The sequence below is a fragment of the Bradyrhizobium sp. NBAIM01 genome (assembly GCF_020194115.1).
In the GTDB taxonomy this organism is placed as follows: Bacteria; Pseudomonadota; Alphaproteobacteria; order Rhizobiales; family Xanthobacteraceae; genus Bradyrhizobium; species Bradyrhizobium yuanmingense.
Window position 1 is genome coordinate 335,204 of sequence record NZ_JADYVU010000001.1, and the last position, 19,216, is coordinate 354,419.

Here is a 19,216-nt window from a genome sequence, read left to right on the forward strand (position 1 = left end):
CATCACCTTCCCGGTCTGGCGACGCTATGTGGCCATTTGCATGCAGCCGCCATTCTCTTGCGCACGTTCTCGAATCCGCTGAGCAGGAACTGTCCGTCTTGCACCTGACCAGTGCGGGCGAAAAGGCGCACGACGATGTGACCCTCGTCGGGTAGCGCGTTCAGCAACTTTACGACGTCGCCCCCGAAAGCGACGCCGGAGCCGAATGACGGCGACGCTGCCGCGAGTTGCATCGGCGTGTCCGCATTCAGCCGAAAGGAGATGACGTATTCGTTGGCGCTCCGTGACAGCGCCGGTCCGGCGACCGTGACTTCCGTTCGGCCTTTGCGGCAGTGGATTGCGAGTTGCATCGTGGCTCCATCCGAGCCGCCAACCGAAAAGGTGGTGGCGGTGACGACGGGTGAATAGTCGACCGGCGAGGTGGTCTCGCTGATCAGCCAGCCGCCGTCTGACGCCCGCCGCCCGGGCGGCGGAATCTTACGTGACAGTTCTTGCAGGCATTCCAGCCGGCCCCGCCCTTCCATCGCCGAACAAGCCCGAAGTGATTCGACGGCATCGCCCGTGTCTTGCGCGTAAGCGATTCCGCAGGCTACGTTCAAGGCGACGGCGAACGGAGGAACGGCACTCTTCATGGCCTTGCCTGTACGCTGCGTGCCTTGCGATCCAGCCATTCCTGCGCAGCCGGGAAGCGGGTGAGCCCGGGGACGGACGCCGCGAGATTGATGGACTGCCATTTCGGATCGAAGCCTGGTGCCTGCAGGCGGTCAATCCGCGAGAACAGGTACTCGACGAGGCGCGCCACGCGTTGATAGCGGTTTGAGCGTGGCGGCCAGTTGAATGCAACGAGAGCCGTCGGCACGGCAAGAGTCGAAACCCGCTCACCCTGTTTGATCAGATTGGGATACTCGTTGGCGTTCAAGGTCGCCGGCAGATAATAGTCCTCGAACTTCCTGTCGTAATGGACCGGCAGGAACTTGAATCCAGCTTCCCAGCGGCCTCGCACGAAGGCGTCCACGGGCTTCGACGTGATGAACACGACGGCCGACATCTCCCCCTTGCGCATCTGTTCCAGGGCAAGCTGATGCGGAATGAACGTCTTGTCGACGTCGATGCCGAGGCGGCTGAAGATCAGCGGACCGGAATAGGCGGCTGCGGTGCCCTGGGTATTGAAGTTCACCTTCTTGCCGGCAAGGTCCTGCAGGCTCGTGATCTCCGGCCGCACGAAGATGTGCAACTCGGACGGAAACAGATTGAGCAGATAAGTGATGCGGCTTTGGATCTGCGGAACCTGAAGCTTGTACTCCTCGAGCGCGTCGGAATTGATGATCGCGGTATCGACACCACGCAGATAGAGCAGCGCATTCAGATTGTCGGTGGCGCCCCGGGTGACGATCGGCAGGAGATGCAGCTCTGCTCCGTCGTCGACGACACGGGCCATTTCTGCCGCGAGGCGGATCGGCGCGCCCTCGAGCAGGCCGCCGGCGAGCCCGACGGTCCAGGCGTTCATCCGGCCCTTTTCGCTCTCCTGAGGGAGCGGCCGTCGGAGCATTTGTGCATCGGCCTTGGCGGATCTTGCGGTTTGTGCTTCCAGGCAAGTCGTTTGAAGCAGCACGGCAATCGGCACCAGCGCGGCGAGCACGAGCGACGAGAGCGACCTTGGCAGCTTGTTCATGTCGTTCCTTTCCGGATTGCCCACCGTCACCACTCTTCCCGGCATGAATGCAAAGCCCACTCTCAGTGATGCAATGCATCCAGTCGTTCCTTGGCTCCGCGAATGCCGCTCCTCTGTGCCTTCGCGTAGAGCTCGCGCGCCTTGGCCGCCTCGCCGCGCGTTCCATAGGCACCCCAAGCCGACAGAACCGCCGGATCATATGTCTCCGCGAGCATGAAGGTCGCCTGCGCACTGTTCTTCTCAGCCGCAAGCTCGAGCACAATCCGCGCTGCACCGATATTGCCCTGATCGAGCAACGCTCTGGCACGCGGGATCAATCGGGCCTCCACCTCGTCCTGGCCTGGATTCGTCGGCGGCTCCGTTGCGGTCACGTTCTGCGCCGTCGACAAGGTCGGGCCGCCGTTTCTTTGCGCCGCCGGGGCGTGCTGATCGATAAGGCGCGATACCGAGGCGATCTCGCTCTCCCTGGCTTCAGTCCTGCTCCGCTCCCGCTCCAGCGACTGTCGCAGTTCGGCGATCTCCCGGTTCGCTGCCTGTCTCTGCTGCGAGGCTGCATCGTTCGCCTCGCGCAGATGCCCGTTCAGCGATTCGATGACGCCGCGCGTTTGCGCAAGCTTGCTCTCCAGCGCGGCAGCATGAGCCTGGGCCTCTTCGAGGGCACGGCGTTGTTGCTCGGCGTTCGCCGTTGCCGACCGCGCGGCGTCCTCTTGTTGCGCGAGGGCTGCGTTCCTTTCGCGCTCCTGCTGCAAGGACTGCCGCAATTCCGCGATCTCCCCGCCCACCGCCTCGCTTTGCTCCGCCGTCGCACCGTCGGCCGTAGCCGATCCGCCAGTCATGCCGGCAAGCTCGCTCGCGAGGGCGGCGGCGCGTGACTGCGCCTCGTAGCGTTCTTGCTCAGCGCTTGCCGCTATCGCCTGCGCGGCGCTCACTCGCTTCGCCAGGACGGCGCTCTTTTCCCGCTCCTGCTGCAGGGACTGCCGCAGTTCAGCGATCTCCCACGCTGCCGCATCCCTCTGCTGTGCGGCCACCTCGTCCGCCTCGCGCGCCTGCGCGATACGAGCCTCTACTTCGCGGCGGGTTCCGGCAAGTTCGTCCGCGAAGGCGGCGCTGCGGGCTCGCTCAATTTGAAGAGACTGCCGCAGCTCCTCCGTGGCAGTTTCCGCTGCATGCGTGCGCTGGACCGCCTCTTCGAGCTCCCTGCGCGCGCCGGCCAGTTCACCGGAGAGCGCGTCACTGCGCCCGTCGGCGTCGAGCCGTGGTGGCGGGCCCGCCGCGCTTGCGGAGACCGCCTGAATCGGGGCCTCGGACATTTCGCTCTGAAGGAGTGCTGGCGATCCGGTCTCGAAGTCAGGCCGCTGGTCGACGCCGGCGGCGCTCCCGCCGTCGATTCGAGTTGTTTCGGCAGTCGGTTGTGCGTTGAACGGGTCGAAAGCACCGAGCAGGGTCACCCCAGCGAAGATAAGGGCGACCAGAACGACAGCTGCAATGAGCGAACTACCCGTCTCCTCCGGATCGATATCCTCGGTCTCACCCCACCAATGGGTCCGTGAAGAGCGGAGCGCTGAGCCGTCCTTTGCGCCCCATCTGCCCGTCTCGGGCGACCCGTGACCGAGCTCCTCCGCCGCATCTTCTATTCGGGTGCTTTCTCGGTCCCTGGGTGCAGTATCGATTGATTGGCGCATGCATCACGCCTCTCTCAAGAGCAACTCCAATGGAGCGATCGCCCAGCCTGTTCGCATGGTTTCGGCACCCGATCAGAACACGCGTAGATAATGTGTTGCGGCGCGGCGACACGCCCAAATTAAATATAGCAGTTAACTCAAATACATATAATTTTGACCATATTCAAAAGTCAAATTAAATATGCTCGTCGGATGCCGTTAAACACCTCATACATCGCATGGAATATAGGGCTGGCGCCCCGAATCTGCGTATCTGACCATGTTCTCGTCGCGTCTAGGCATGGAGGAATGACCATGCGCATTGCATTGCCGTATTTGGGAATTGGCGTCTGTTTGTCTGTTGCCAGCTGGTTGGTGCTCGGGCTTGTGCTCTAGCAGCGGTTTTCCGTAAGAACTCGGAATCGAACTGGGGTGGTCGCGCAAAATCACCGATCCAACGGCGCTTTGATCTTTGGCATGTTCCGATCGCGGTCGGCGACGTCCCTGCCGCGCGTGTCAATCAAATTTCATGAACCTTTGCTATGGTCATCAACACTCATAGGTTTAAGTCCATTCTGTTTCTTGGCCCAGCTGTTCATTTCCTGACAGTCATAGTTTAGGGCGCGTCATGAGTACTCGTGGTCAGTGCGACCGTATTGCGATTCTGCGTCAACGTGTTTTGTCGCTCAGCTCTCAACTGACGGAGCTTCAGAACCTTCGTACCCGCCTGGAAAAGGCTGAGGAACGACGAATGCGCAAACGTTCAAAAGTTACTGGTAGCTTGGCGATGCGGCGCCGATCTTGGCAGTAGGCGAGTCGACAGCCCAAGCCCGCGTTGGGAGCGCCTCAAATTTCGAGGATCGTAACTCCCGGATGCGGGTCCTTCACTTGCCTCATCGCGCCCATGCCCGTTACACACCCAGGCGTGTCCCTTCAGTTGTTCTCGTGCCACCACAGCTGGCTCGAGATCGCCGAAACGGCCCGGCTTGACCGCATGAGTGCGCTCGTAGTGTTTTGGGCCTCGCGGGTGCGATACATCACGGGAGCGGTGATCCCGGTGGATGGGGGGTTTGCGGTATCAGTTCTAGGAATCCATGCGATGCGTTCGACATTGAAGAGCGTGAGGGTTGGGGTCGGTCTCTTGATGCTCCTCGCCGCAGTTCACTTGACCTCCGCCGCGTTCGGCGAGGACAAGCAGAGCGCCGGCAGTCGAGATGAGACTGCCGCCTTCGATCCCATCCCGTTTGGAGGCAGAACGGATTTCCAGGTCTCAGCCCTCGCCGAGGTCCCACGGCAGGTGGCGCGCGCAGCACAACGCGAAAACTGCGACGTCGAAAAAGGCATGAAAGAGATTCCGCTTCGCTTCTTGGTCGAGAGAGAGCGCCGTTTCGTCCTCGTATATTGTCAGTGGATCGTGGGAAGTCATCTCGTCTTCGACCTTAAGGACGCGCGCCATCCGAAGCTCGTCGCGTTTCCATTCTTCGCACAGAACACCGGGTTCGGCACCACGCCGCGGCCGGGCCTCATCACCTGGCGAAAGGAGGCCGGCGTGTTCGAGGCTGGGACCGGAACAGACATGCGTCCGAGCTCTCGCCTTCGTCACGTCTACCGCCTGGGAACGACCGAAGGCTATACCAGTGGCACCAGCAGCTTCGTGCTCGTCCGCGTGGATGTCACGGCGCGCGGCTGTGGGGGTGACCAGCCGTGGTCGACGGTATGGCAAGCACCGAACTGGCCGGAGTCGATGATCGTGCGGTGAGGACGAACGTGAGGGATGGCCAGGTTATCGCACATGACTTGGCCGGTGCGCACGCCTCGTCCTTCGAGACGGCGCTTACGCGCCTCCTCAGGATGAGGCTAATCGGCGTCAGTGTCTTCCGAGACTGCAGCCACACACTCCCTGCTCAGGAGCCCGCCTGAGCGGGCGTCGCGAAGGATGGCACAGAAAAAGGCTCTCGGCCCTTCGGTGGATGGCGGGTTGCGGTATCAGGTCCAGGAGCGAAGGCTCTCGTCCCAAGGATTGCTGCGCCGCGGAATAGTCGGGGTTACGGCAACGTTGATTTGCGTCAAGCGAGTGGTCGAGTCGTTGCGAGATCGTCGCGCGCTATCGGCGAGCCGACACGTGACTGCAGATATCCGTGTTGATCGTCTGTTGACCGGCGATCGCTTCGCATGGCGACCGGCCTTTGGAGTGCGCGCGGTGAACGTTTGGACGCGTTGGGTGCCCGGGATCGATACGCTTCGGTACTACGAAGCGGCCTGGCTTCGGCATGATGTCTTCGCAGGTCTCGTGCTGGCGACCATGCTTGTCCCGGTCGGAATTGCCTATGCCGTGGCGTCCGGTCTGCCGGGCATCCACGGCCTCTACGCGACCATCGTCCCGCTTCTGGCCTACGCGATGTTCGGTCCGAGCCGCATCATCGTGCTCGGACCGGACTCGGCGCTGGCAGCTGTCATCCTCGGCGTCATCGTCCCCCTGTCCGGCGGCGATCCGGTCCGCGCCGCAATGCTTGCCGCCATGATGGCGCTCGTTTCGGGAACGGTGCTCATTGTGGCCGGCATCGCACGGTTAGGGTTCGTGACGGAGCTGCTGTCCAAGCCGATACGGTACGGCTACATGAACGGGATCGCGCTGACCGTTTTGATCAGCCAGTTGCCAAAGCTGCTCGGCTTCTCGATCGAAAGCGAAGGACCGCTGAGAGACCTATGGGCGATCGCCGTTGGGATCGGTGATGGCAAGATCAATTGGGCCGCATTCGCAGTCGGACTTGGTACGTTGATCGTCATCCTGCTGCTCAAGGACAGCAAGCGACTGCCGGGAATCCTGATTGCCGTCGTCGGAGCGACCCTTGTCGTCTCACTCCTTGATCTGGGAACTGGTTATGGTGTGAAAGTCTTGGGGCCACTTCCACAAGGTCTGCCGGCCTTCTCCATTCCCAGGATCGGCTATGGCGATCTGATCCCCGTGCTGGCCGGCGGCTGCGCCATCGCTCTGGTCTCGTTCGCCGATACCAGCGTGTTGTCGCGAACCTATGCTGCTCGTCTGGGCGACAAGGTCGATCCGAACCAGGAGATGGTGGGCCTCGGCGCGGCCAATTTGGCGACCGGCTTTTTCCAGGGCTTCCCGATCAGCAGCAGTTCCTCGCGCACGCCCGTTGCCGAAGCCGCCGGCGCCCGCACCCAGCTCACATGTGTCGTCGGCGCGTTTGCGATCGCGTTCCTTCTGTTGGCTGCGCCAAACCTGTTGCAGCACCTACCGAATGCCGCATTGGCCGCCGTGGTGATCGCAGCCGCAATCGGCCTGATCGAGATCAGTGATCTCAAACGAATCTACCGGATCCAGCGCTGGGAATTCTGGTTGACCGTGCTGTGCTTCGTGGGCGTAGCCGTGCTCGGCGCAATTCCCGGAATCGGCCTCGCCATCGCGGTCGCCATTGCCGAGTTTCTGTGGGACGGCTGGCGTCCGCACTCCGCAATTCTCGGGCGGGCGCAGGGCGTCAAGGGCTATCACGACATCACGAGATATCCCGATGCCCGCCTGATACCCGGACTGGTGCTGTTCCGCTGGGACGCGCCGCTGTTCTTCGCCAATGCCGAGTTCTTCAAGGAACGTATTCTGGCCGCGGTCGAGCAATCGCCGACACCCGTGCGCTGGCTGGTCGTCGCCGCCGAACCGGTCACGAGCGTCGACGTCACCGCCTGCGACACAATTGCCGAACTGGACGAGGCGCTCCACGTCAGGAGCATCGAACTTTGCTTTGCCGAGCTGAAGGATCCCGTGAAGGACAAGCTGAAGCGGTTCGGGTTGTATGCGCAGGTCGGCGAAGCCCAGTTCTTTCCGACCATCGGCTCGGCCGTCTCGAGCTACCTCCACATCAACAATGTCGAATGGGAGGACTGGGAGGATCAGGTCGAGGTCGGTCGTCACGTCGGGTCTTGACGAGCCGGCCAGCGCGACAACCAGCGCAGGGCCGCACCTGCGGCCATTTTCGGCGAGCATGGCGGCCAACCGCCAGACCGCCGCCGGCAATAAGCGAGTCATTGCTGAACCGCGGGCGCGCACTTCGTGCCCGGCTTCGGGGAACATGGGCCCAATCCAATCGTTGCCTCCGCTCCACTGGAGGAAAGTTCATGCCCAAGAAATCGCTCGCCGAAATTTCAAAGGAAATGGCCGGCATCGACATCGCCATTCTCTCGACGCACACCGAGAACGGCGAGATTGCCAACCGTCCGATGAGCAACAACGGCGACGTCGCCTACGACGGCACCTCGTACTACTTCACCTACGAACAGGCGCGAACGGTGTCGGACATCCAACGAAATCCCAAGGTAGCGCTCGGATTCTCATCGGAGGCGGGCCTATTCTCGAAGGGAATCTACCTCGCGGTCGAAGGGACTGCCGAGCTGATCCGCGACAAGGCCGCCTTCCAACAGCATTGGACCAGCGACCTCGACAAGTGGTTCGAAAACGGAATCGATACGCCGGGCATCGTCCTGATCAAGGTCAAAGCCAAGCGCATCACTTATTGGACGGGCCGCGAAGAGGGTGAGGTCGTGATCTGACTGACGCGGTGATCGTGCGCCGATTCCTCGATTGGTTCTTCAGGAGCCGCGAAACCGGTGCCATCACCATCGCGCAATGGCCCAACCTCATTCTATGGATCGTGATCGTCGCGGGCCTTCTGCTTTGGATCTGGCATTCCGCGGGAAGAGCCAGCGTCGCCCTGACAATCGTCTTTAAAAGCGGACTAGTGATTTGGGGCGCCGATGAGATTATCCGCGGCGTGAATCCCTGGCGGCGCTGCCTCGGCGCTGCGGTCGTCGTCTACGAGCTCAGCACGTTTGTGCCGTAAGGTGGGTTCGACGAAGCACGCCTAACCTTCGCGGTTTGCTGATCCCTGCGCATCGCGCCGCCATGCACCCGGGCTGACGCCGACGATCGCGGCCTGGAGCCGACATTTTCTCGTACGACCAATAGCCTGCCGGAGCGAGATCGAGGGGCACCGAACTTCACCCCTGCCCCGCCGGCGGGACCACGTACAGCGTCAGCGCGAACACGGCATAGATGAAGATCAGCAGGGCGCCGACGAACCAGGCCGAGCGCCCGCTGGCCGTGATGAAGGCCGACGTCACCGTCGCGATCATCATCATGGTGACCGCGCCCGGCCAGAACTGCAGGTCCATCGGCTTCGGCCCCACGACATAGCTGAGCAGCACCAAAGCGGGTGCGACGAACAACGCGATCTGCGAGGCGCTGCCGAGCGCAATGCTGACGGCCATGTCGAGCCGGTCCTTGCGTGCCGCGGCGAAGGCCACCGCGAATTCCGCGGCGGCGCCGACCAGCGAGACCACGATGAAGCCGACGAAGGCCGGGCTCATTCCGAAGGTTTCCGCCGCCTTCTGCACCGATTCCACGAAGATCTCGCTGACCAGCGCGACCAGCACGGTGACGACCAGCAGCGTGCCGACGGCCGTTCCGATCGGCCAGTGCGCCTCCTTGTCGTCGTCGCCGTGACCGGCGCTTGCGAACAATTCCTTGTGCGTTCGAAGCGAGAACAACAGGCCGAGCCCGTAAGCTGTGATGAGCAGGACCGAAATGCCGAGGCTGAGCTTGTTGAGGATGCCCCCGCCCTGCGGCAGGTGGTCGAGATCGGCGACCGCCGAAGGCGCAAGCAGCGCGACGGTCGCCATCAGCAACAGGCCGGACGAGAGCCGCGCACCGGCGCGGTTATATTCCTGCACATGATAGCGCAGGCCGCCCAGCAACAGGCAGGCGCCCAGCATGAACACCGCGTTGGTGACGATCGCGCCCGCGATCGAGGCCTTCACCAGCATGTACTGGCCGGCGCGCAGCGCCGTGATGGCGATGATCAGCTCGGTCAGATTGCCGAGCGTTGCATTGAGCAATCCGCCCACGGCATCGCCAGTCTTGGCGGCGACCGCCTCGGTGGCGTGGCTGAGCAGCGCCGCCAGCGGAACGATGGCCAGCACCGCGAGCACAAACAGCAGCGTATGGGAATGTGGCGCCACCGTCTCGGCCACCAGCACGATGGGCACGAAGGCCAGCATCCAGAGCAAAGGGGTATTCCGGATTTCCCTGAGCAGAATCTGCATGTAGCCGCCCTTCCATCGATGCGCTGATGGAAAGGTCGGGCGGCCGCGCAGGTCGAGTGTTGATCTGTCTCAACGCCGGCGTGGTGGAGAAGGCGCGCGCAGGACGCGCATGCGGCCTGCTCCCGGCCGATCGCCGGCACGCTGGCATCCTGCCAGTGTTTTGCCCGACGGGTCAACTTGATTGCGGCTGCGACCGCCGTTTGCGACACGGCAGGAAAATGCCTTGTCGATCAAAGGGCCTCCTACTGTGCATGGGGTTGTTTTTCGACTCTTTTCATTTGGCCCTGCGCTCGCAGCGCAGCCGCATCGCCTGACCTTCGCGCATACACAGCATGCAAGCTTGCGCCTGTGGAAGCCGGCGCCTCCGTAGTACATGCCGAACGTCCCCCATGGCTACGCCGCCGGAGCAGCGCGCCAACAAAAATGACGATCACGTTACCTGCCGCCGCGCGCGAGCCCGACCATCCCACCGCCGACGGTCTTCCGTCGACGCAGCGGCGCTGGGCGGTTGCCGCGATCTTCACTGCGCTCGCGATGGCCTCGCTCGACACTGCCATTGCCAACATCGCCCTGCCCGCCATCGCCGCCGACCTGCACGTCACGCCGGAGCAGTCGGTCTGGGTCGTCAACGTCTACCAGATCGCGCTGGTGGCGACGCTCTTGCCGCTCGGGGCGCTCGGCGAGATCGTCGGGCACCAGCGCATCTATCTCGGCGGACTGATCCTGTTCACCATTGCCTCGCTGTTCTGCGCGGTGGCATGGTCGCTCGACAGCCTGTTGCTGGCGCGCGCGCTGCAAGGGCTGGGGGCGAGCGGCATCATGAGCGTCAACACGGCGCTGGTGCGCTTCGTCTATCCCGGCCGCATGCTCGGCCGCGGCTTCGGTCACAACGCGCTCGTGGTCGCGACCGCCTTCACCTTCGGGCCCTCGATCGCCTCCGCCATCCTCGCCTTCGGCCCGTGGCCGTGGCTGTTCGCCGTCAACATCCCCTTCGGCCTCATCGCCATCAGCATCGGCTTTGCCATGCTGCCGAAGACCCCGCGCGCCGATCACGGCTTCGACTTGCTCGGCGCGATCCTGGCCACCGCCTGCCTCGGCCTGTTCATCACCGGCATCGGCAGCGCCGCGCACAATCTGTCGCCATTCGTGGTCGGCATCGAGCTGGTCACAGCCCTCGTGCTCGGCGTGATCCTGACCCGCCGCCACGCCGACCATCCCGCGCCGATGCTGCCGATCGACCTGTTCGCCAGGCCGATGTTCGCGCTGTCGGCGGCAACGGCGGTGTGCTCCTTCGCCGTCCAGGGCCTCGCCTTCGTCTCGCTGCCGTTCTATTTCGAGGATGTGCTCGGCCGCTCGCAGGTCGAGACCGGCTTCTTCATGACGCCCTGGCCGCTGGTGGTCGGCATCATGGCGCCGATCGCAGGCCGCCTCTCCGACCGCCATGCCGTCGGCCTGCTCGGCGGCATCGGGCTCGTGCTGCTCGGTCTCGGCATGGCGCTGCTCGCGACACTGCCGGCCAATCCCGCCATGGCCGACATCATCTGGCGAATGGTGATCTGCGGCATGGGCTTCGGCTTCTTCCAGGCGCCGAACATGAAGGCGGTCATGGCAAGCGCGCCGCCGCACCGCAGCGGCAGCGCCTCCGGCATCGTCGCGACCGCGCGCCTGACTGGGCAGACCACCGGCGCGGCGCTCGCCGCCGCCTGCTTCGCACTCGCTGGCCACGAGGGCGCGACGCTGGCGCTGGCGCTCGGCGCGGGCTTTGCCGCGCTCGGCAGCGTGATGAGCTTCCTGCGGCTCGCCGTGAAGTAAGCTGTCAGGCCGCCGTCACGCCGACAGCCACCGGAGCGACGGTCTCGTTGTCCAGCGCGGCCAGGCGCTCGTCGATCGCCGCGATGACCTTGCGCGAGTACGGGCCGAGATGTGCATAGGCCGCGATCATCTGCACGGCGATGCGCGCCGATGACGTGTCGCGCTTGGCGCAGTTCATGAAGGTCTGCCAGAGCGGCCCCCGCGCCTCAGGAAGCGCGGACACCACCTTGTGCACGGTCTCCATGGCTCCGAGCTTGGAGCGGATATCGCCTTCGGCAAGCTCGGAACGCTGCCTCGACCGGTCGAGCAGCGTCATCAGGCGGTCGACACGTGCTGCATAGGCCGCCGGGCTGTAGATGTGTTCCAGCACCCGCTTGTAGTCCGTCAGGATGTCGCGCAACGGGCGGACCGGATCGAAATTGATGCCCGCCGTGCACTGATCGGCGCCAATCGTCGGCGCCACGTCGTGCCCGGAATGCAGCCGGCCTTCGCGCTCCAGCCGGCGCGTGAGCTGCGTGTTGGGCAAGGCATAGAGCAGGCCGACCATGGCGACGGGGATTGCCGCCTCCTCGATGAAGTCGATCATCGCCTCCGCCATCGAGACCTTCTCGTTGTCGAAGCCAACGATGAAGCCCGCGGTGACGAGCATGCCGGCGGCGTAGATCTTGTGGATGCTCTCGGCGATGTTGCGCCGCGTGTTCTGCTTCTTGCGCATCGCGACCAGCGTCGCCGGGTCCGGACTTTCGATGCCGACGAAGATGCCGAAGAAATTGGCCGCACCCATCAGCTCCAACAGCTCCGGGTCGTCGGCGAGATTGACCGAGGCTTCCGTGGAGAATTCGAACGGATAGCCGTGCGTGCGCTGCCATTCGGCGAGCTTCGGCAGGAACTGCCGCAGCGACTTCTTGTTGCCGATGAAATTGTCGTCGACGAAGTCGAGATGACCGCGATAGCCCATCTTGTAGAGCGTCTCGAGCTCGACGAACATCTGCTCGATCGTCTTGGTCCGCGGCACGCGCCCGTAGAGCTCGATGATGTCGCAGAATTCGCAGGTGAACGGACAGCCGCGCGAATATTGCACACCGAGATAGAGATAGTCCTCGAACTTGAGCAGGTCGAAACGCGGCACCGGCGTCTTGGTGACGTCGGCCTGGAACTTCGGTGCGGTGAAGAGGCCGGATCGCGCGCCGCTCTCCCAGGCCGCGATGAATTCGTTCATGACGCTCTCGGCCTCGCCGAGCACCCGGAAATCGGCCCGTTCATAGATATGGGGGCTCGAGGTGGGGTCGGGTCCGCCGACCACGACCGGCTTGCCGGCAGCGCGGCAGAGCTCGATCAGACGCAACGTGTCGGCCTGCTGGGGCAACATTCCGCCGGTGAAGACGACGTCGGCCCAGGCGAGATCCTCCTCCCCGAACGGCGCGGTGTTGCAATCGATCAGCCGGACGGTCCAGCTCTCGGGCAGCATCGCGGCGACGGTGATCAGGCCCAGGGGGGCGGCCGGGCGCTTGACGCCCAGCACTTTGCAGGATTCGCCGAAGGTCCAGAAGGACTCTGCCGAGAACAGCGGGTAGAGCATCAGTACGTTGCAGGGACTCGGCACGTTCATGGAACTCCTTTTGCGTCGGCGCAGTGTACCAAAGCGCCCGCGACTTGCACCCCGGCAATAGGGACAAACTGTCGCCGCAGCGCAAGCCGCGCGGGGCCCTGGAACCGGCATTCACAGCCGGACGTCGCCTCAAGCCGCGGATTGGCGCCCTCGGAACAAGGCCTCAACCCGAATCGATTGCGAAGGGATGAGTTAAAACGGCGTCCCGGTCCATACCCAGAGCGGGGGTCATGCGCCCTGGTCGCGCTCGGTTTGTTGATTTGAACCTCGGACTATTGATTTGAACCGTTCCAGTTTGCCGCACACATTGCGCCCCTGAGTTCAATCGGTGGATTGGGCCAATCAGGGGACTTGCGATGGCAAACCTAACAATCAACGGAAAACCCTTCACACTCGACGTCGAGCCGGATACGCCGCTGCTTTGGGCGATCCGCGAGAATGCCGGCCTGACCGGCACCAAATACGGTTGCGGCATTGCACAATGCGGTGCCTGCACGGTTCACCTCGACGGCGTTGCGATGCGCTCCTGCGGCATCTCGGTCAGCGAGGCCGAGGGCAAGCAGATCACCACCATCGAGGGGCTCGCCTCGGGCAATACGCTGCACAAGGTGCAGGAGGCCTGGATCGCCCAGGACGTGCCGCAATGCGGCTATTGCCAGAGCGGCATGATCATGGCGGTGGCCGCGCTCTTGAACGAGAAGCCGAAGCCGACCGACGCCGACATCGACGAGGCCATCACGAATATCTGCCGCTGCGGCACCTTCCAGCAGGTGCGCGAGGCGATCCACACGATCGCGAGCGCGTAAGGAAATCCCACATGAACAAGCATATATCGCCGCGGCTCAACCGCCGCGCCTTCGTCATCGGCACCGCTGCGGTCGGTGCCGGCCTTGCCATCGGCCTCGACCTGCCCTTCGGCGGCCCCGCCGTGGTCCGCGCCGCCGACGGCTCGCCGGAGATCGGCGCCTGGGTCGTGGTCAGGCCCGACGACACCGTGGTGATCCGCATCGCCCGCTCGGAGATGGGCCAGGGCTCGCTGACCGGCCTCGCCCAGCTCGTTGCCGAGGAGCTCGAATGCGACTGGACCAAGGTCACGACCGAATATCCGACCCCCGGCCAGAGCGTCGCGCGCAAGCGCGTCTGGGGCGATTTCTCGACTGGCGGCAGCCGCGGCATCCGCTCCTCGCAGGACTATGTCCGCAAGGGCGGCGCCACCGCGCGCGTGATGCTGATCCAGGCCGCAGCCGACGCCTGGAAGGTGCCGGCCTCCGAATGCAGGGCCCAGAACAGCGTCATCACCCATACGCCCTCGGGCCGGACCACGACCTATGGCAAGGTCGCCGAAGCTGCGGCGAAGCTGACGCCGCCGGCGGACGTCAAGCTGAAGGATCCGAAGGACTGGAAGCTGATCGGCAAGGGCGTCAATCGGCTCGACACGGTCGACAAGACCACCGGCGCGATGATCTACGGCGTCGACGTCAAGCTGCCGGGCATGCTGAACGCTGCGATCAAGGACTGCCCGGTGTTCGGCGGCAAGCTGAAGAGCTTTGACGAAGCCAAGATCGCCAACATGAAAGGCGTCAAGAAGGTCGTCAGGGTCGGCGACACCGCCGTCGCGGTCGTCGCCGACACCTGGTGGCACGCCAAGACCGCGCTGGAGGCGCTGCCGATCGTCTGGGACGAAGGCGACAACGCAAAAGTCTCCAGCGAGTCGATTGCGAAATGGCTGGCCGAGGGCCTCGACAATGCGCAGCCGGCCTATGTCGGCAACAAGAACGGCGACGCGAAGGCCGCGATTGCCGGCGCCGCCAAGAAGGTCGAGGCCGTCTACTCCTATCCCTACCAGAACCACGCCACGATGGAGCCGATGAATGCCACCGCGCTCTACACGGCGGACCGATGCGAGGTCTGGTGCGGCACGCAGAACGGCGAGGCGGCGTTTGCGGCGGTGCTGGAAGCGTCCGGCCTGCCGCCCGAGAAGTGCGACGTGCACAAGGTGATGCTTGGCGGCGGCTTCGGCCGGCGCGGCCAGACCGATTATGTGCGCCAAGCCGTCACGATCGCCAAGCAGATGCCGGGCACGCCGGTCAAGCTGCTGTGGTCGCGCGAAGAGGACATGGCGCACGGCCGGTATCACCCGATCACCCAGTGCAAGATGACCGGCGCGTTCGATGCCAACAACAACCTGATCGCGCTGCACTACCGCCTGTCCGGGCAATCGATCTTGTTCTCGCTCCGCCCCGAAGCGCTGCAGAACGGGATGGATCCCGCCGCATTCCAGGGCGTCGCCCAATCCGGCGAAGCCGCATTCGGCTATTCGGTGCCGAACCTTCTGGTCGAGCATGCGATGCGCAACCCGCACGTCCCGCCCGGCTTCTGGCGCGGCGTCAACGTCAACCACAACGCAATCTACATGGAATGCTTCATGGACGAGCTCGCCCATGCCGCAGGCCAGGACCCCCTCGAATTCCGCCGCAAGCTGATGGGCAACCACCCCAAGCACCTCGCGGTGCTCAATGCGGTGGCCGAGAAGATCGGCTGGACCACGCCGGCGCCGCGCGGCGTCTATCGCGGCATCGCCCAGGTCATGGGCTATGGCAGCTATGTCGCCGGCGCCGCCGAGATCTCGGTGACCGAGGGCAGCAAGATCAAGGTGCATCGCATCGTCGCCTCCACCGATCCCGGCTACGTCGTCAATCCGGCGCAGGTGGAACGGCAGGTCGCCGGCTCCTTCGTCTATGGCCTCTCCGCGCTGTTCTACGGCGGCTGCACGGTGAAGGACGGCAAGATCGAGCAGACCAACTTCGACACCTACAATTCGATGCGCATCAACGAGATGCCGAAAGTGGAGACGGTGATGGTGCCGAGCGGCGGGTTCTGGGGCGGCGTCGGCGAGCCGACCATCGGCGTGGCGGCGCCGGCCGTGCTGAATGCGTACTTCGCCGCGACCGGCAAGCGCATTCGCCATGTGCCGCTGCGCGACCAGAACATCACGTTCGCCTGACACACGCCGCGGCGGCCACTCAGGCCGCCGCGGCACACTTTTCGGACAAGACACATGAATGCGCCGGTGACGCGGCGGAATGCCGTCCTCGGCATCGCCGTCGCCGCCACATCGCTCGCCGCACCTTCGATCCTGCGCGCGCAATCGGCGGGCCGCGTCGTCGTGGTCGGCGGCGGCTTTGGCGGCGCGGCTTGCGCCCGTGCGCTCGCGCGCGCCGATGCTAAATTGCAGGTCACCCTGATCGAGCCGAACCAGACCTACATCTCCTGTCCCTTCAGCAACGAGGTGATCGCGGGCCTGCGCCAGATCGAGGCGCAGCAGTTCGGCTACGACAAGCTTTCCGCCGGGGGCATCAGCATCGTCATCCAGGCTGCGACGGGCATCGACACGCAAACGCGTCGTGTGACGACGGGCGATGGCACCACGTTCGGCTATGACCGCCTCGTGCTCTCGCCCGGCATCGACTTCCATCTCGAAGCCCTGCCCGGCTACGACGGTGTCGCTCCGGAGACGATGCCGCACGGCTGGAAGGCCGGCGCGCAAACGCTTTTGCTGCGCCGGCAATTGGAAGCGATGGCGGACGGCGGCACGATCGCCATTGCAATCCCGGCCAATCCTTCCCGGTGCCCGCCTGCACCTTACGAGCGCGCCAGCCTGATCGCGCATTACCTGAGGTCGAGCAAGCCGCGCTCGAAGGTGCTGGTCCTCGACGCCAAGGACAATTTCTCGCAGCAGCGGCTGTTCGAGAAGGCGTGGAAGGAGCTCTACGGCGACATGATCGAGCGCGTCGCACTGTCGCAAGGCGGCCGCGTCACCTCGGTCGATCCGGCGACGCGAACCATCGTCACGGAGTTCGGCAACTACACCCCTGATGTCGCCAACGTCATCCCGCCGCAGCGCGCGGGGCGCATCGCCGCCATCGCGGGCGCTGCGGACGCGACGGGCTGGTGCCCGATCGATCCCGTCACGTTCGAGTCGAAACTCGTTCCGAACGTCCACGTCGTTGGCGATGCCTGCCTCGGCGGCGGCATTCCCAAATCGGCAGCCGCTGCGAGCGCGCAAGGCAAGGCCTGCGCAGGCGCGATCGTCAATCTGCTCGCGGGCCGTCCACCGGACACGCCACGCCTGACAGGCGTCTGTTACAACGTCGTCGCGCCCGGTTACGGCTTCTCGCTGGCCGGCAATTACGAGCCCAGGGGCGACATCTTCGCCGAGGTCGAGGGCGGCGCCACCAGCCCGGTCGACGCGCCGCGCCAATTGCGCGCCCGCGAGGCAGCGGAGGCGGAGCGCTGGTTTGAAACCATCACGGCGGACACCTTTGGCTAGAGCCCCGATCCATATCGCAGCGCTGATCTCTGCCAGCCTCGCCTGCAGCGCGAGCGCGGACGAGCTCGTGCCCTACACAATCGTCGGCGACGGCATTCCCGCCTCGCTCACCGGCTCGCCCAGCGATGCCACGCGTGGGCGCGCGCTGGTGCTCGCACGCACGACGACCTGCATCCTCTGCCATTCCGGCCCATTTCCGGAAACGCGGTTCCAGGGCGACCTCGCGCCTGATCTTGCCGGTGCCGGGAACCGGTGGTCCGCGAGCCAGTTGCGGCTTCGACTGGTCGATGCCTCGCGCTTCAATCCGGACACCATCATGCCGTCCTATTATCGCAACGACGGCCTCGTCCGCGTCGGACGCAACTTCGCCGGCAAGCCGATCCTGTCGGCCGCGGAGATCGAGGACATCGTGGCTTTTCTTGCAACGCTTCGGGACTAGATCGATGCCAACCACGCGACGACACTTTCTGCGCCTCACCGGAGGCATCATGGCCGCCGGGACGATCCCGATCGTCACGGTGCGGCCGCTCGAAGCGACACCGGCAATGCTCAACACCGCAATCCGTGACGTCGTCGGCGAAGCGCAGGTTCACATCGGAAGGGTCAAGCTCGACATTCCGCCGCTGGTCGAGAACGGCAACACGGTGCCGATCACGGTGAGCGTTGCAAGCCCGATGACGGCGACCGACTACGTCAAGTCCATCCACGTCTTCAACGAGAAGAACCCGCAACCGAACATCGGCAATTTTCATCTCGGCCCCTCCTCCGGCCGGGCCCGGGTCTCGACACGGATCCGGCTCGCCGACACCCAGAAGGTGGTCGCGATCGCGCGCCTGTCCGACGATACGTTCTGGCAGGTCGCCGCCGATGTGGTCGTGACGCTGGCCGCATGCACCGAGGAGATGAACTGATGGCCGCCCTCATCAACGTTCCGGCCAAGGCCAGACGCGGCGACATCATCGAGCTCCGCACGCTGACCTCGCACATCATGGAAACAGGATTCCGCCATACCGCGGACGGCAAGCTCGTGCCGCGCGACATCATCACGAGCTTCATCTGCCGCTACAACGGCGCCGAAATCTTTCGTGCCGACCTGTTTCCGGCGATCGCGGCGAACCCATATTTGTCGTTCTTCACGGTGGCCAAGGAGAGCGGCAAGTTCGAGTTCGAGTGGATTGGCGACAACGGCTATTCGTCCACCGCATCCGCATCGATCAGGGTCGAATGATCGCTTGGCGCGCGATAGCGGCGGCGGCGATATTCCTCGTCACGGGCCCAGCCCTGCTCGCCGCAGAGATCCCGCCCGATGCGCGCCGCTCCGGCTATGCCTTCATGGGCCCGGACACCCGGGCGATGCAGGACGACGACACCGCCAATCCCGGCATGCTGTTCGTGCTCGACGGCGAGCAGCTGTGGAAGAAGAAGACCGGCAGCGCCGACAGGGCATGCGCCGATTGTCATGGCGATGCGCGCACCAGCATGAAGGGCGTCGCGGCGCGTTATCCCGCCTTCGACAAGGCACTCGCGCGCCCCGTCACGCTCGACCAGCGCATCAATCTCTGCCGGGCCAATCATCAGCAGGCAACGCCGCTACCTAACGAGAGCCGCGACCTGCTGGCATTATCCGCCTTCATCGCCCACCAGTCGCGTGGCAATCCGATCACGGCCGGCGACGATCCGCAGCTCAAGCCGTTTGTCGACCAGGGCCGCGAGCTCTTCATGCAGCGCGAAGGCCAGCTCAACCTTGCCTGCACCAACTGCCATGACGACAATTTCGACAAGCGCCTCGCGGGCGCTCCGATCACGCAAGGACAGCCGACCGGCTATCCGCTGTATCGACTGGAATGGCAGACGCTGGGCTCGCTGGAGCGACGGCTGCGCAGCTGCATGAGCGGTGTCCGCGCCCAGGCCTATGATTACGGCTCGCCCGAGCTGGTCGCGCTCGAGCTCTATCTGATGTCGCGCGCGCGCGGCCTGCCGATGGAAACGCCGGCGGTGCGGCCCTGAAACAGCAACGG

General features: G+C 64.3%; 17 protein-coding genes. 12 read left to right on the top strand and 5 right to left on the bottom strand.

From position 1 onward, the window contains the following. Positions 1-2 precede the first annotated feature (2 nt). The 3 genes from I6F31_RS01470 to I6F31_RS01480 all read right to left on the bottom strand — a co-directional run bounded on the left by I6F31_RS01470 (position 3) and on the right by I6F31_RS01480 (position 3,354). Entirely contained in the window at positions 3-632 is a 630-nt protein-coding gene (locus tag I6F31_RS01470; protein WP_074447514.1) for a hypothetical protein, read from the bottom strand. Then, positions 629-1,672, bottom strand: coding sequence for a TAXI family TRAP transporter solute-binding subunit (locus tag I6F31_RS01475; RefSeq protein WP_141697548.1), 1,044 nt, complete (start codon positions 1,670-1,672; stop codon positions 629-631). The genes I6F31_RS01470 and I6F31_RS01475 overlap by 4 nt, the downstream gene beginning before the upstream one ends. A gap of 62 nt (positions 1,673-1,734) precedes the next feature. Beyond that, a complete protein-coding gene (locus tag I6F31_RS01480) occupies positions 1,735-3,354 on the bottom strand; it encodes a hypothetical protein (protein ID WP_225184570.1) in 1,620 nt (539 codons plus the stop codon). Positions 3,355-4,432: 1,078 nt separating this feature from the next. On the opposite strand from I6F31_RS01480, the gene I6F31_RS01485 reads away from it, so the two are divergent. The 4 genes from I6F31_RS01485 to I6F31_RS01500 all read left to right on the top strand — a co-directional run bounded on the left by I6F31_RS01485 (position 4,433) and on the right by I6F31_RS01500 (position 8,186). Next, positions 4,433-5,092 carry a hypothetical protein gene (locus I6F31_RS01485; protein WP_225184571.1) on the top strand — a complete coding sequence of 220 codons (660 nt, stop codon included), beginning with the start codon at positions 4,433-4,435 and terminating at the stop codon, positions 5,090-5,092. A 441-nt stretch (positions 5,093-5,533) separates the two neighbouring features. Then, complete coding sequence (sulP, locus tag I6F31_RS01490) at positions 5,534-7,273, top strand: sulfate permease (protein ID WP_225112685.1); 1,740 nt, start codon at positions 5,534-5,536, stop codon at positions 7,271-7,273. A gap of 191 nt (positions 7,274-7,464) precedes the next feature. After that, a complete protein-coding gene (locus I6F31_RS01495; protein WP_109144574.1) occupies positions 7,465-7,896 on the top strand; it encodes a pyridoxamine 5'-phosphate oxidase family protein in 432 nt (143 codons plus the stop codon). 14 nt (positions 7,897-7,910) lie between these two features. Beyond that, on the top strand, positions 7,911-8,186 hold the full coding sequence (locus I6F31_RS01500; RefSeq protein WP_225184572.1) for a hypothetical protein: 276 nt from the start codon (positions 7,911-7,913) through the stop codon (positions 8,184-8,186). A gap of 157 nt (positions 8,187-8,343) precedes the next feature. Here the strand turns inward: I6F31_RS01500 and cax are convergent, their stop codons facing one another. Next, positions 8,344-9,447 carry a calcium/proton exchanger gene (cax, locus tag I6F31_RS01505; protein ID WP_225134178.1) on the bottom strand — a complete coding sequence of 368 codons (1,104 nt, stop codon included), beginning with the start codon at positions 9,445-9,447 and terminating at the stop codon, positions 8,344-8,346. Between the two features lie 423 nt (positions 9,448-9,870). On the opposite strand from cax, the gene I6F31_RS01510 reads away from it, so the two are divergent. After that, positions 9,871-11,259, top strand: a complete 1,389-nt coding sequence (locus tag I6F31_RS01510; RefSeq protein WP_225184573.1) for an MFS transporter — start codon at positions 9,871-9,873, stop codon at positions 11,257-11,259. 4 nt (positions 11,260-11,263) lie between these two features. Here the strand turns inward: I6F31_RS01510 and I6F31_RS01515 are convergent, their stop codons facing one another. Further along, the gene (locus I6F31_RS01515; protein ID WP_225184574.1) at positions 11,264-12,868 is read right to left on the bottom strand and encodes a B12-binding domain-containing radical SAM protein; all 1,605 of its coding nucleotides are present in this window, start codon (positions 12,866-12,868) and stop codon (positions 11,264-11,266) included. Positions 12,869-13,224: 356 nt separating this feature from the next. On the opposite strand from I6F31_RS01515, the gene I6F31_RS01520 reads away from it, so the two are divergent. Genes I6F31_RS01520 through soxA form a run of 7 tightly spaced genes read left to right on the top strand, consistent with a single transcriptional unit; the run spans position 13,225 to position 19,205 of the window. Beyond that, the gene (locus I6F31_RS01520; RefSeq protein WP_036004329.1) at positions 13,225-13,674 is read left to right on the top strand and encodes a (2Fe-2S)-binding protein; all 450 of its coding nucleotides are present in this window, start codon (positions 13,225-13,227) and stop codon (positions 13,672-13,674) included. A gap of 11 nt (positions 13,675-13,685) precedes the next feature. Then, positions 13,686-15,872: a molybdopterin cofactor-binding domain-containing protein gene (locus tag I6F31_RS01525; protein WP_225184575.1), complete on the top strand. Its 2,187-nt coding sequence runs from the start codon at positions 13,686-13,688 to the stop codon at positions 15,870-15,872. Between the two features lie 54 nt (positions 15,873-15,926). Beyond that, positions 15,927-17,198, top strand: a complete 1,272-nt coding sequence (locus I6F31_RS01530) for an NAD(P)/FAD-dependent oxidoreductase (protein ID WP_225184576.1) — start codon at positions 15,927-15,929, stop codon at positions 17,196-17,198. After that, positions 17,191-17,637, top strand: a complete 447-nt coding sequence (soxX, locus tag I6F31_RS01535; RefSeq protein WP_036004323.1) for a sulfur oxidation c-type cytochrome SoxX — start codon at positions 17,191-17,193, stop codon at positions 17,635-17,637. The genes I6F31_RS01530 and soxX overlap by 8 nt, the downstream gene beginning before the upstream one ends. A 4-nt stretch (positions 17,638-17,641) precedes the next feature. After that, the gene (locus tag I6F31_RS01540; protein WP_225184577.1) at positions 17,642-18,109 is read left to right on the top strand and encodes a SoxY-related AACIE arm protein; all 468 of its coding nucleotides are present in this window, start codon (positions 17,642-17,644) and stop codon (positions 18,107-18,109) included. Continuing rightward, positions 18,109-18,426 (top strand): thiosulfate oxidation carrier complex protein SoxZ, encoded by a 318-nt coding sequence (gene soxZ / locus I6F31_RS01545; RefSeq protein ID WP_225184578.1) that lies wholly within the window; start codon positions 18,109-18,111, stop codon positions 18,424-18,426. Before I6F31_RS01540 ends, soxZ begins: the two co-directional genes overlap by 1 nt. Then, complete coding sequence (soxA, locus tag I6F31_RS01550) at positions 18,423-19,205, top strand: sulfur oxidation c-type cytochrome SoxA (protein ID WP_225146152.1); 783 nt, start codon at positions 18,423-18,425, stop codon at positions 19,203-19,205. The genes soxZ and soxA overlap by 4 nt, the downstream gene beginning before the upstream one ends. The last annotated feature ends 11 nt before the right edge of the window (positions 19,206-19,216 follow it).